Annotated in this window: 12 protein-coding genes; 10 read left to right on the forward strand and 2 right to left on the reverse strand. The window is 37.1% G+C overall.

The window, feature by feature from the left end; translation table 11 throughout:
* Positions 1–236: 236 nt before the first annotated feature.
* From H3U49_RS04030 to H3U49_RS04055, 6 genes are all read left to right on the forward strand, one after another.
* Positions 237–1,328, forward strand: coding sequence for a BMP family protein (locus H3U49_RS04030; protein ID WP_198179896.1), 1,092 nt, complete (start codon positions 237–239; stop codon positions 1,326–1,328).
* Positions 1,329–1,447: 119 nt separating this feature from the next.
* A complete protein-coding gene (locus H3U49_RS04035; protein ID WP_198179898.1) occupies positions 1,448–2,518 on the forward strand; it encodes a BMP family protein in 1,071 nt (356 codons plus the stop codon).
* A 74-nt stretch (positions 2,519–2,592) separates the two neighbouring features.
* Positions 2,593–4,128 (forward strand): ABC transporter ATP-binding protein, encoded by a 1,536-nt coding sequence (locus H3U49_RS04040; protein WP_305067088.1) that lies wholly within the window; start codon positions 2,593–2,595, stop codon positions 4,126–4,128.
* Positions 4,115–5,269 (forward strand): ABC transporter permease, encoded by a 1,155-nt coding sequence (locus tag H3U49_RS04045; protein WP_370567289.1) that lies wholly within the window; start codon positions 4,115–4,117, stop codon positions 5,267–5,269. Before H3U49_RS04040 ends, H3U49_RS04045 begins: the two co-directional genes overlap by 14 nt.
* Entirely contained in the window at positions 5,266–6,222 is a 957-nt protein-coding gene (locus tag H3U49_RS04050) for an ABC transporter permease (protein ID WP_034978041.1), read from the forward strand. The genes H3U49_RS04045 and H3U49_RS04050 overlap by 4 nt, the downstream gene beginning before the upstream one ends.
* A 9-nt stretch (positions 6,223–6,231) precedes the next feature.
* Entirely contained in the window at positions 6,232–7,170 is a 939-nt protein-coding gene (locus tag H3U49_RS04055; protein WP_198179902.1) for a nucleoside hydrolase, read from the forward strand.
* 70 nt (positions 7,171–7,240) lie between these two features.
* Here the strand turns inward: H3U49_RS04055 and H3U49_RS04060 are convergent, their stop codons facing one another.
* Entirely contained in the window at positions 7,241–8,557 is a 1,317-nt protein-coding gene (locus H3U49_RS04060) for a C1 family peptidase (protein ID WP_198179904.1), read from the reverse strand.
* A 695-nt stretch (positions 8,558–9,252) separates the two neighbouring features.
* A complete protein-coding gene (locus H3U49_RS04065; RefSeq protein WP_034978036.1) occupies positions 9,253–9,675 on the reverse strand; it encodes an Hsp20/alpha crystallin family protein in 423 nt (140 codons plus the stop codon).
* Positions 9,676–9,883: 208 nt separating this feature from the next.
* On the opposite strand from H3U49_RS04065, the gene greA reads away from it, so the two are divergent.
* The 4 genes from greA to H3U49_RS04085 all read left to right on the forward strand — a co-directional run bounded on the left by greA (position 9,884) and on the right by H3U49_RS04085 (position 12,837).
* Positions 9,884–10,345, forward strand: coding sequence for a transcription elongation factor GreA (gene greA / locus H3U49_RS04070; RefSeq protein ID WP_198179906.1), 462 nt, complete (start codon positions 9,884–9,886; stop codon positions 10,343–10,345).
* 78 nt (positions 10,346–10,423) lie between these two features.
* Positions 10,424–11,737 carry a Y-family DNA polymerase gene (locus tag H3U49_RS04075; protein WP_198179908.1) on the forward strand — a complete coding sequence of 438 codons (1,314 nt, stop codon included), beginning with the start codon at positions 10,424–10,426 and terminating at the stop codon, positions 11,735–11,737.
* The gene (locus H3U49_RS04080) at positions 11,715–12,086 is read left to right on the forward strand and encodes a hypothetical protein (RefSeq protein WP_232347613.1); all 372 of its coding nucleotides are present in this window, start codon (positions 11,715–11,717) and stop codon (positions 12,084–12,086) included. Before H3U49_RS04075 ends, H3U49_RS04080 begins: the two co-directional genes overlap by 23 nt.
* 88 nt (positions 12,087–12,174) lie before the next feature.
* Entirely contained in the window at positions 12,175–12,837 is a 663-nt protein-coding gene (locus H3U49_RS04085; RefSeq protein WP_198179910.1) for a type II CAAX endopeptidase family protein, read from the forward strand.
* Positions 12,838–12,873 lie beyond the last annotated feature (36 nt).

A 12,873-nucleotide genomic window follows, 5' to 3' on the forward strand; every position in this document is an offset into this window, starting at 1 on the left:
ATAGAAGTTTGCAATTTTAGCACTAAAACTGACCGAAGATTTAGCAGCTTAACCAGTTCTATACGAAAATTTCAACTTTTTTATTTGTGGTATACAAAACATTATGAGTAAAGCTTAGTTTCGTTTTCATGAAAAAACAGGAATGCTATCAGATCAATACTTTATCTTGTAGTGGATTTTTGACAATACTACCAGATGTGGTATGTTAATTAATGTAAAAAATAGGAGGTCACAAAATGAAGTCGAAATTTAGAAAATTCTTTTCCATTAGTGCAGTGGCAGTTGCTGCAGGATTAGCGCTTACAGCATGCTCAGGTAAAAAGCAGGGAGGTAGTAGTAATTCGAGCAGCAGTGCCAAGCACTCTATTGCGCTAATTACTGATACTGCTGGGGTTAATGATAATTCTTTCAATCAGTCTGCATGGCAAGGATTTAAAGAATACGGTCAGGATCATAATCTTACCCGGGGACGTAATGGCTACCAGTATTTTCAATCTGGCAGTGCTGCAGATTTTGAACCCAATTTTGATCAAGCAAGCAAAGCTGGTTATCAAACAATTTTTGGTATTGGCTATAGCTTAAAAGATGCTGTCAAAGCTGCTGCTAAAAAGAATCCTAAAAAGAACTACGTTATTGTTGACGAAGTAATTAAGGGGCAGAAGAATGTGGCCTCCGCCAATTTCAAGAGTGAGCAAGCTTCTTACTTAGCAGGTGTTGTAGCAGCAACGGAAACAAAGACCAACGTCATTGGCTTTATTGGTGGCGCTCACGGCAATATTATAGACTTGTTTGATGCCGGTTTTACTAAAGGTGTTAATGATCAAGCCAAAAAATTGCATAAAAAGATCACGCTGTTAAATCAATATGTGGGCGATTTTAAGAGTTCCGACAAAGAAAAAGCTATTGCCCAGTCAATGTATGCTAAAAAGGCTGATATTATCTTCCATGCTTCCGGCTTAGCTGGCAATGGCTTGTTCCAAGAAGCCAAATCAATTAACCAGACGAGAACAGGTGCTAAAAAGGTTTGGGCTATTGGTGTTGACTCTGATCAATCACATTTAGGCAACTATAAAACTAAAGATGGTAAAAAAGATAACTTCGTTTTGACTTCTGTGATTACTGGTGTCAATGTGGCTACCCGAGATATTTCTAACCGTGCTTATGAAGGTAAATTCCCGGGTGGTCAACAATTGGTTTATGGCCTAAAAACCAATGGTGTCTCAATCAAACGCGGACAAATAAGTGCTAAAGCTTGGCAATATTCACGTCAGGCACGTAATGAAATAATTAAGGGCAATATTAAAGTGCCAATTCACCCAAGTAAATAGTTCGCAGTTAAGCTAATTTTCTTATCTAAATCCCACTAAAAAAATAATAGGCTTGAAATAATACGTATTTTATTATAATATTATTGATGAAAAGTTCGTATTTTGTGGAGGGTAACATAATGGGTAAGAAATTTACGAAATTTTTGTCATTAGGATTTTTAATGGCTTCATTTACTTTGGTTTTGAATGCTTGCTCGGGAAAAAAGCAGGGAACAGGCAGCCAAAACAAGAAGGACAGTATTGCATTAATCACGGACAGCAACGGTATTAACGATCAGTCATTCAATCAGAATGCTTGGGCTGGTTTTAAAGACTATGGTAAAGAACATAACTTTAAACAAGGAAAAGGCTACCAGTATTTTCAATCAAGCAGTGCTGCTGATTATACGCCTAACTTTAATCAGGCTGCCAAGTCTGGCTATCAAACAATTTTTGGTATCGGTTATATGCTAAAAGATTCAGTTAAGGCTGCCGCTAAGAAAAATCCAAAGAGAAATTTTGTAATTGTTGATGATGTAGTAACTGGTGAAAAGAATGTAGCTTCTGTTACTTTTAAGAGTAACGAATCATCATATTTGGGTGGCGTAGCTGCAGCTTATTCAACTAAAACTAATAAAGTTGGTTTTATTGGCGGAGCCAAGTCTGCTGTCATTGATACTTTTGAGGCTGGTTTCAAGCAAGGTGTGAAAGACGCTGCTAAAGCCCAGCATAAAAAGATTACTGTCAGCATCCAATATATCGGCAACTTTACTTCAACTGATAAAGCAAAATCGATTGCACAATCAATGTACGCTGACAACTGTGATGTAATATTCCAAGCTGCAGGAAATGCTGGTAACGGTGTTTTCCAAGAAGCTAAAGTACTCAATCAAACTAAGCCGGAAAGCAAGAAAGTTTGGGTAATTGGTGCTGATGTTGACCAGACAAAATTAGGCAACTACAAAGCTAAAGATGGCAAAAAGGCCAACTTTACTTTAACTTCTGTTTTAAAGGGTCTAAATGTAGTGACTAAATCCTTAGCTGATGATGCAGCCAAAGGTAAGTTCCCCGGAGGAAAACACCTAGTTTATTCATTAAAGGATAACGGTGTTTCCATTATGAAGGGTAATCTTACGTCAAAGGCATGGCTTGCAGTAAAGAAAGCTAAACAGCAAGTAGTTTCCGGGAAAATAACAGTAGCGGAAAAATAAAGTAAATAAATGATTAAAGCTCTTTGTGTAAGCTTATGCAAAGAGTTTTTTTAGAAAAAGGAAAATTACATAAAATGAAAGATATGACGAACGTAATAGAGATGCGCCATATTGTGAAGGATTTTAATGGCTTTAAAGCCAATAATGATATTAATTTGACTTTAAGGAAAGGAGAAATATTAGCTCTTTTAGGAGAAAATGGTGCAGGTAAATCAACTTTAATGAGTATTTTATCTGGCTTAATTACCCCTACTGCAGGTTCAATTTTGGTTCGGGGGAAAAAGGTTAATATTAAAAATCCAACTGTCGCAAAAGATTTGGGTATAGGCATGGTGCACCAGCATTTTATGTTGATGGAGTCCTTTACTGTTTTAGAAAATATCATTTTGGGTCATGAAACTACCAAGGGCCCCAAATTGGATTTTAAAAAAGCAGAAAAGCAAATAATGGCTTTGTCTGAGCGTTATAACTTAAATGTTGACCCACTGAAAAAGGTCAGTGAGATTACGGTTGCTCAACAGCAAAGGGTAGAAATTTTGAAAGTTCTCTATCGCGGAGCAGACATTATGATTTTCGATGAACCCACTGCTGTTTTGACCCCCCAGGAGATTACAGAATTTATTCAAATACTGCATGAACTGGCAAAAGAGGGCAAATCAATCATTTTAATTACACATAAACTGGAAGAAATCGAACGGGCAGCTGATCGTGTAACTGTGATTCGTGCTGGTAAAAGCGTGGGCACATTTAATGTTGCTAATGTTGATAATAACCGTCTGGCAGAATTGATGGTAGGTCGCCATGTTAACATGCAGGTTAATAAGCCGACAGAAAAAATTGGACGCACAATGTTGCAAGTTGAAGACTTACATGTTAAAAGCAAGCAAAATGTTGCGGTAATTAAAGGTTTGTCTTTTGAATTACATGCTGGCGAAATTTTGGGAGTCGCTGGTATTGACGGCAACGGTCAGGATGAACTTGTCAGGGCCTTAACCGGCTTGCAACATATTGACTCCGGCAAAATCACAATTGATGGCGAAGATATGACTAATCGCAAGGTACGGCAAATAACCGAAAAGGGCGTGTCATATATCCCTGCTGACCGGCAAAAATATGGTTTGATTCTGCCTTTTTCAGTTTCTGATAATTTGGCTTTACAAACTTATTATAAAGAACCATTTTCTCGCCATAACGTGATGCATTATGATGTAATTCATGAACATGCCAAGAAATTAATTAAGCAATTTGATATCAGAACTACTAGTGAAAGAATGCCTGTAAGTGATTTATCTGGAGGTAACCAGCAAAAAGTCATTATTGCGCGTGAATTAAGTCGCGACAGTAATTTAATTATTGCTTTTCAGCCGACTCGTGGTCTTGATGTTGGTGCCATTGAATATATTCATAATCAGCTTTTAAATGAGAGAGCTCAGGGCAAAGCAATTTTGTTAATATCTTATGAGCTTGATGAAATTATGCAATTGTCAGACAGAATTATTGTGCTTCACGATGGTAAAATTTCTGGTGAAGTCAAGCCAGAAAATACTAGTGATGAAGAATTAGGTTTATTAATGACCGGCGTTAAGAAAGAAGGTAATGCACTTGCTTAAAGTTACACTAAAAACCAAGAAAATCTTAGTGCCAATCATTTCTATTTTGGCAGGCTTTTTAGTCGGAGCAATCATCATGCTGGTTTGGAGTTACAATCCGTTTCAAGCATATGCTTCAATGTTTTCCAGTGCGTTAGGAAACATGAACGGCATAGGTGAAACGATCCGTGAAGCTACCCCGCTGATTTTTACCGCTATTGGTTTTGCTATAGCTTCTACTGCCGGCTTTTTCAATATTGGCTTGCCTGGTCAGGCTCAAGCTGGCTGGTTATCTTCTATCTGGGTGGTTTTGGCTAATCCTAATATGCCTAAGGCAATTTTGCTGCCTTTGGCAGTAATAACAGGCATTCTGGCTGGCGCACTTGTTGCTGGTATTGCTGGTTGGCTGCGTGCACAATTTGGAACCAATGAAGTCATAACAACAATAATGATCAATTATATTGTGCTTTATTCCTGTCAATATTTAATGCAACAAGTTATGTCATCTAAATTGCGTATTGATACTGATACTACTAAAACAATTGCTGCTAACGGCAGCTTGAAGATTGATTGGCTGAGTTCAATGTTTGGCGATTCGCGGATTAATGCGGGAATTTTTATTGCTTTGGTTGCGGTCTTTTTATATTGGTATTTAATGAAAAAGACTACTACTGGCTTTGAAATACGTTCAGTTGGTACCAATGCGGCGGCGAGTCGTTATGCAGGAATGTCAGCCAAAAAGAATATCATGCTTTCTATGTTATTATCTGGTGGTTTTGCCGGTTTAGGCGGTGTTGTTCAAGGTCTTGGCACATATCAAAACTATTTCACCCAAACGACCAGCTTAGATATCGGCTGGGATGGTCTGTCCGTTGCTCTTCTTGGTGGTGGGACAGCCGTTGGCATTTTACTGGCTTCACTATTATTTTCAATTTTAAAAATTGGCGGTCTAGGAATGCAAACCATTGCCGGTATTCCTTATGAAATTGTTTCAATAGTAATTGCTGCTATCATTTTCTTTGTTGCTATTCAATATGTAATTGGATTATTGTTTAAAACCAAAAGGGCTAAAGAAACCCAAAAAGACACAGTGACTGAAGAAACTGAAACCAATAACGTTACAGTGAGTTCCACAAAGACTCAAGGAGGACAAAATTCATGAATTTAGTTACGATTTTAGCGTTAATTGTGTCATCGACTTTTGTCTATTCAGCACCATTAATTTTTACCGCTTTAGGCGGTGTTTATAGTGAAAATTCAGGTATTACCAACATTGGTCTTGAAGGAATAATGACAATGGGTGCTTTTTCCGCTATTGTGTTTAACCTGACTTTTGCTTCTACCTTTGGTAAAGCAACTCCTTGGATTGGTCTTCTTGTTGGGGGAGTTGTAGGTTTGCTATTTTCACTGCTCCATGCTGTAGCGACCATTAATTTTCACGCCGATCACATCATCAGTGGAACTGTCCTCAATCTTATGGCTCCACCATTAGGAGTGTTTTTAGTCAAAGCTATATATGACAAAGGTCAAACTGAAAACATTACGCAGAGCTTTGGTTATTTTAGTTTTCCTGGCCTTGCTAATATTCCTTTTATTGGGCCTGTTTTCTTTCAAAACACTTCTGCACCTGCCTGGCTGGCAATAATTGTATCAATCTTATTATGGTGGGTTTTGTATAAAACTCGTTTTGGCTTACGTCTGCGTTCATGTGGTGAAAATCCGCAAGCAGCAGATACTTTGGGGATCAATGTTTATGGTATGCGTTACGCTGGCGTGCTCATATCCGGCTTTTTAGGCGGAATTGGCGGAGCAGTTTTTGCGGAGGCAATTTCAGGCAATTTTTCAGTTTCTACTATTGTTGGACAAGGTTTTATGGCGCTGGCAGCCATGATCTTTGGTAAATGGAACCCATTAGGTGCAATGCTAGCTTCGCTTTTCTTTGGCTTTGCTCAAAGTATCAGTATTATTGGCAATCAACTACCATTCTTTAGTCACATTCCTGCTGTTTATATGCAGATTGCTCCTTACGTAATTACCATTTTAGTTTTAGTTTTGTTCTTTGGAAAATCCGTTGCTCCAGCAGCAGATGGCCAGAACTATATTAAGTCAAAGTAGGGGAAAATAATGAAAGAAATTTATTTTAATCATGACGGTAATATTGATGATTTAGTGTCATATTTATTACTTTTATTGGCTCCAGATATTAAATTAATTGGGGTCAGTGCAATTGATGCGGATGGTTACGTTGACCCGGCTGTTGAGGTGTGTCGAAAGATGACAGACCGGTTTAACTTAAGAGGCGATCAATTAGAAATTGCCAAATCAGATTCAAGAGCTGTCAATCAGTTTCCCGAAGCCTGGCGTAAAGCGGCATATTCATTTAATTATTTGCCGTTATTAAACGAATCTGGGAAAATGATTACTAAAATGGCAGAAAAACCGGCTCATTTAGACATGGCTAAAAAAATTTTGGCAGCAAAGCAACCTGTCACGTTAGTTATGACGGGACCTTTAACCGACTTGGCTCGTGCGCTGGATACTAATCCCAAAATTGCGGATAAAATTGAGCAGCTATACTGGATGGGCGGTTCTCTTGATGGTCATGGTAATGTTGTTCAGGTTAATGTTGATGGTACGCAAGAATGGAATGCCTTTTGGGATCCGTTTGCTGTTGATAGGGTTCTGAAATCAAATATTCCTATGCAAATTATCGGCCTTGAAAGTAGTGAAGAATTACCATTAACTGATGAATTAAGAATGCATTGGGCCAGTTTGCGTGAACATCCAGCTGTAGACTTGGTTGCGCAAGGCTATTGTTTGCTGGTTAATCCCCCAATTCCAAGCTCGCAACTTTATTTTTGGGATGTATTAACGACAATTAGTGCTCTTTATCCGGAAGTCGTTTTGGCCTCTGAAAAGCACAAGGTAAAGGTGGTTACACAGGGATTGGCTGCAGGACGAATGGAAGATGATCCTAATGGACGTGAAATTACTTTGGTAACTAAAGCAAATAAAGATTTATTCTTTAAAAAATTTGATGAATTATTACTACGAAGTAAATAATTAATATTTGTAACAAAAAAGACGAAATTCGTTTTTGAATTTCGTCTTTTTCTATTAGTTATAAATTAACTTAAGCTAGTGAATCCCAAGCTGGTAAGTCTGTAATTGGACCCTCAGCAATAGCTACTTGTTCTGGTGTCAAGTACTTTTTGTGGACAACAACTTCATAAACATAGTCATTGAACCAGTCATTGTTCATAACAAAGAAACCCTTGTCGCCGTTCTTTTCGCCCCAGGAATTTTCAACTTTCCATTGACGCACATGGCCACCATCTTCATCAACACCAACAAAAGCCATAGCGTGAGTTGAAGCGCCGGCACCGGTACGTAAGCGGTCAGCTTTGGACATCTTGAGGTCAACACCAAAGAGATCACTTAGTTGATATAAGTCGCTGTCAAGATACCCCTTTTTACGATCGCTTTGTTCACCAACATCATTACCAAACCAAACAGCTTCACCATCTTTTAATTGGTTTACAGCTGCAGTTTCCAAGTATTCCATTGGGACATTCAAGAATTTGATGCGATAAGAGCCTTCAACGTTATCCTCAAATGGCAGACCATATAGCTTATCATATTCATGATCTGGTGCATTAGACAATACAACGTAATCATTGAAGTCAACATCGCCCATGTATTTATGCAAAAATTCTAGTGGAGTTAAATCTTTGTCCAAATGATATTTCTTATCATCATCACGGTATTCCAAGTCAAATTTCTTAGGTGGTTCTCCAACTGCAATTGCTGTTATTTGGTAAATTTCACTTAAGAACTTCTTACGGGCTTTTTCTATTTCATCATCTTTACCGTCTTGCTTTAATTTGCGTAAAACCAGAGCGTCTTTTTTCAGTTTATCGCCCAAAGCTTTACCTAAACCGGCAGTGTTATTGGTATTAAAACTTTCAGGCATTGCATAGGAAGGCACAACACCATATTTTTCAATTAAAGCAGCACCCATGTGGAATTGCCCCCCGTCTCCGCCGGCACTGTCTAAATATGCTTTTACGGTACGGGAATCAAGCGGTTCATCGGCAGTAGCTAAAATATTGTCATAAAAAATATTTGCCCGTTCAATTTTATCCCAGAAAAAGTTGTAACTTTGTGAGAAAGTAAAATTCTTGCAGTGATATTTTTTGCCAAAATAATGCCGTAAAATATTTAAGGTGGCAAATTCCCAGCAACGACCTGATTGGCGCTGGTTAGTAACATTTTCAGTATCCAGCTCTGTTGAAAATACGCGGGTCAATTCGCCTTGAACACGTTCATTGTAAGATGCTGTTAAAACACCGCTTTTTTGAGCAGCCCGTGCCACAACTTGATTTTGCGGTTTTTCATTAAAGTTTTTCGCAAACTCTTCTAGTTCTTGAACAGTTAGTTTGTGAGCCATAATATATATTCTCCTTTTTTAATCTATTTTTAAATTACCTTATATTTTAATCTAAAAGAAAAACGAGTTCAATAGCTGACCACGCTTTAGCTTTATAATTCTAAAACTTGTTTTTTCTTAGCCGAAAATTCTTCTTCAGTCATTATTTCCTCATCAACTAACTATTTAATTGCTTTAATTCTACAATCATATCTTGAGTATTTTCTGTTGTATTTTATGCTGGAATATTTTGAACACTTTGTTGATAATTCTGCGACATGCTTTTAATAGCATCTGCTAAAATTGGTGCCGCGGTTTTATCTAAATCGTTAAGAAAAATACTTGTTGCGCCATTGGTTATTTGAATTTAGTAGCTAATAATCTTGAGGATGAAAAAGATTAAAAGGTGAGGTGGTCTTTGCTCTAGTAGACTGGGTATTTTGTAATGACCAAGCAGCAAGAACAGCTATATTAAAATTATTATTAGACTAAAACTATTTAAAAAAGAGATCAATTGTCTCTGAGAACTTTAATACTATTTTTGCGTGATCAAAAACCCTTAAACAAGTTAGAAACAAAATAAACCAACCAGACTGTGATCTGGTTGGTTTATTTTATTGTTTCTGAAAAGTTTTATTTTAAAAACAGTTCAGACAAATTTAAATAGACTTTCTATTATTTCAGTGAGTTAATATACTTTGATAATTTGAAGACAATTAGTCAATTTGGATTGAGTTATCGCTTGCGCCAGCTTGTTGCTTTGGCAGGGTAATTGTCAATACACCGTTATCGTATTTGGCATGAATGTCACTTGCAACTACGTTTGGTAATCTGAAGCTGCGTGAAATGTGGCCTTCACTTCTTTCACGGTGAATAATGCTGTTGTCCTTAGACATATCCTTAAATGACTTTCTTGAACCGGATACGCTCAAAATACCATTATTGTAATTTAGGTGTATTTTATCCTTATCCATTCCGGGCATGTCAACTTTGATTACATATTCTTTGTCGTTTTCAACAACATCTGATTGCATTAATTTTGCTACTTCGTTATCATCGAAAAATTTTCTTGGAAGATCAAACCAATCGTTCATCGCATCGAATAAATCATTGTGCCGATTCATCATATCATTTGCCATAGTAAAAAACTTCCTTTCGAAATTTATATATTTGTATCAGAAGACTTCCATTTCTTCCTTGCAATTATTATTATAGTATGCAGATTCATAAAAGGGAAATAATTAGCACTATTATTTTTGGAGTGCTAATTTATAAAAGCTAAAGCCTATATAACAGTAATTATAGCTTGTGGATAATATTGAAAATAAAAAATTAGGAGAAAATATTTTGGTTTATTATCAGAAAATGACGCCGCAGGGCTATCAAAAAATTAAAGATGAAATTGCTGATTTGAAAAAGGACCGACCTCGAAGAATTAAAATTTTGCAGGAAGCACGCTCTTTGGGTGACTTGTCTGAAAATACCGAATATACAGAGGCAAAACGTGATCTAGGTCACCTGCAGAGTCGTTTGCGCTACTTAGAAAAACAGTTGAAATATGCAGAAATTATTGAAAAAACAGCTGATGGCAAAGTAGATTTGGGTAAAACTGTTACTTTAAAATTTGCTGATGATCCAGAAACTGAAACCTATCAAGTTGTTGGTCGTATGGAAGCTGATATTGGAGCCGGTAAAATTGCTTTTGATTCACCGTTAGGGCAGGCAATCATGAAAAAAGAAGTTGGTGAAACCGTGAAAGTAGTGGCACCAGCTGGAGAGTATCGGGTAACGATTAAAGCGATTAAATAATTTTTTGCTTGATTATTCGAACTTGTGTTTGTATAATTTATTTTAGCGAACATAAGTTTGCAATAGGAAGTGAGAGTAATGTATGATTATCGTTATGAACCTCATCGTTTAATTTTTATGATTGATAACAAATCATTCTTTGCTAGTTGTGAGGCATTGCAATTAGGACTAAACCCGATGAAAGCTGTATTAGCGGTTGTTTCGCATCAGCCACATACAAATTACGGTTCGGGGCTAATTATGGCGGCTTCACCTTTAGCGAAGAAAAAATATGGCTTAACCAATGTCATGCGGGTGCGCGATTTACCTGCAAAAAAAGATGCACCGGATCTCATTTTGGCAGAACCACATATGAATTTATATATCAAACGTAGTATGCAGGTACTGGAGATTTTTCAGAAGTATGCAGCCGATGAAGATATCCATGTTTATTCAATTGATGAGAGCATGATTGATATGACTAAATCATGGCGTTTGTTTGGGGATGATCCTTATCTGGTTGCACGCAAAATACAAGTTGAAATTAAAAATAAGATTGGTCTTTATACTACTTGCGGGATTGGAGAGAATCCCTTGCTGGCAAAACTGGCAATGGACATATCGGCCAAGCACCGCCGCTCAATGATTGATTACTGGCATTATATCGATGTACCGGATACTATTTGGCAAATTAAAGATATGGAAGAAGTTTGGGGAATTGGCAAAAGAATAGCTGCCCGTTTGCGCCGTTTGCATATTAATAATATGTATGAACTGGCACACACCGATCCAGCAATTTTAAAAAATGAGTTTGGCGTGATTGGCGAACAGTTATTTGCGATTAGCTGGGGAGTTGATCGCAGCATTATCAGTGAAGAATATTTTCCCATAATGAAAAATTACGGTAATTCTCAGATCTTAAACCGTGATTATACAAATCAGCGAGAAATTGAAATAGTTTTACGTGAAATTGGCGAGCAGGTAGGTGCCAGAATAAGGGCACATAGATTGCAAGCAGGCTGTATTAGCTTGTTTGTTGGCTTTTCTAAGTATGAACAAGATGGCAGTCGCAAAGGCTTTAACGTGCAGCAAAAAATTTGTCCCACTAACGATAATGATTTGTTGGTTGAAGAAATACTGGCACTTTTTCGTAAAAACTGGCGTGGAGAAACGGTCCGAGCCTTAGGAGTTAATTGTAGCCGCTTGACACCAGATAATTGTCAGCAACTAACCTTTTTTGTTCCCGCGACGCAGCAAATTAAAAAGCACACAATAAATATAACTGTTGACAAAATTAGGAAAAAATATGGTTTTACCAGTTTAGTAAAAGCCTCAAGTCTGTCTAAGGGTGCAACGGCGATAAGGCGTAGCAGCCTAGTTGGTGGACACAATGGCGGAAATGCATATGAATGATTTTGATAAAGTAGTTCAAGATTTTTTTAAAAACTACCAAGATCGCAAAATGAAAAAGTGGCAGGGTTTCTTTTTGAGCGATCATACTATGGCAATTAATAAAGATAAGCAAAAGCGCAGCGTAAAGCACCCTGCTAAAGATACTATGAGTATAGAAGACATAAGCTTGCTGCTGCTTAAAGCATATGGCAATCACCGCATGGTCCATCTGCAGGTTAAAGTTATGAACAGTGATAATCAATTACCAGCTGATATCTGCGGCTTTGTCAATGGTTATAGTGAAGACGGCATTATTGTTGACGGTCAAAAAATTGCTTTAGAAGATATAAATAATGTTAGTGTAGATTAAGAAAAATTACCTTGATATTTTATATAGGTATCTTTTTTTGCTATAATATGGAACTTGTAAGGTACATAATAGTATAGAGGTAATTTTTGTGAATACACCAGCATCAAGGCAAGGCAACATCATACGCTATCTTATTTATTTCATTAGCTATTTGATGGTTGTCGGGGTGATTAAGTTAGTTACTGCTAATTCACCAATTCATATTTGGGATCTAATCTTATTTGCAACTATCTCGTTAATGGTCTCACTGTTTTTTATTTATCGTTTTAATAGGGAACAACGCTTTTTTGACCGTAGTTTTGCGGGAACTTGGCTTAGCAACTTTGGCTTAATCGTTAGTTTGACTGCTGTGGTAACAGCATTGCGTATCAGTGTTTCCTGGTTGCAATCCTATGGCAGACTTAAATTATATAATTTTCAAATTGCATATTTGCATCATGAAGGAGTAGCGACCTACTGGTTTTTAGTAGTTGCAATTGGCATCGTTTTACCAATACTGCAAGAATTTTTAATTACCGGCTTTTTATTCAATTATGCTTTTAGGAGCAATACTGTTTCAGCTGCAATTCTAGGAATACTAACTTCAGGGCTTCTGTTTAGTTTACTTAATTGGCAAAGCTCACTGCCATTATTACTAATTAATATAATTTTTGGAGCCCTTTTTGCCTGGTCATACCTTTATACGCAAACCTTATGGATGCCGATTTATTTAGCAATTTTAAATGGGGTCCTCCTAATGATTATGACTTAAAGTATTGAAATTAAAAAAAGAGTCAGAAAAAATTTC

It is taken from the genome of Lactobacillus sp. W8174, assembly GCF_016100975.1.
Taxonomy (GTDB): Bacteria; Bacillota; Bacilli; order Lactobacillales; family Lactobacillaceae; genus Lactobacillus; species Lactobacillus juensis.

Coding starts and splice junctions, on each gene's coding strand:
- H3U49_RS04030 (WP_198179896.1), top strand. CDS start 237: ATGAAGTCGAAATTTAGAAAATTCTTTTCCATTAGTGCAGTGGCAGTT.
- H3U49_RS04035 (WP_198179898.1), top strand. CDS start 1,448: ATGGGTAAGAAATTTACGAAATTTTTGTCATTAGGATTTTTAATGGCT.
- H3U49_RS04040 (WP_305067088.1), top strand. CDS start 2,593: ATGAAAGATATGACGAACGTAATAGAGATGCGCCATATTGTGAAGGAT.
- H3U49_RS04045 (WP_370567289.1), top strand. CDS start 4,115: ATGCACTTGCTTAAAGTTACACTAAAAACCAAGAAAATCTTAGTGCCA.
- H3U49_RS04050 (WP_034978041.1), top strand. CDS start 5,266: ATGAATTTAGTTACGATTTTAGCGTTAATTGTGTCATCGACTTTTGTC.
- H3U49_RS04055 (WP_198179902.1), top strand. CDS start 6,232: ATGAAAGAAATTTATTTTAATCATGACGGTAATATTGATGATTTAGTG.
- H3U49_RS04060 (WP_198179904.1), bottom strand. CDS start 8,557: ATGGCTCACAAACTAACTGTTCAAGAACTAGAAGAGTTTGCGAAAAAC.
- H3U49_RS04065 (WP_034978036.1), bottom strand. CDS start 9,675: ATGGCAAATGATATGATGAATCGGCACAATGATTTATTCGATGCGATG.
- H3U49_RS04075 (WP_198179908.1), top strand. CDS start 10,424: ATGTATGATTATCGTTATGAACCTCATCGTTTAATTTTTATGATTGAT.
- H3U49_RS04080 (WP_232347613.1), top strand. CDS start 11,715: ATGGCGGAAATGCATATGAATGATTTTGATAAAGTAGTTCAAGATTTT.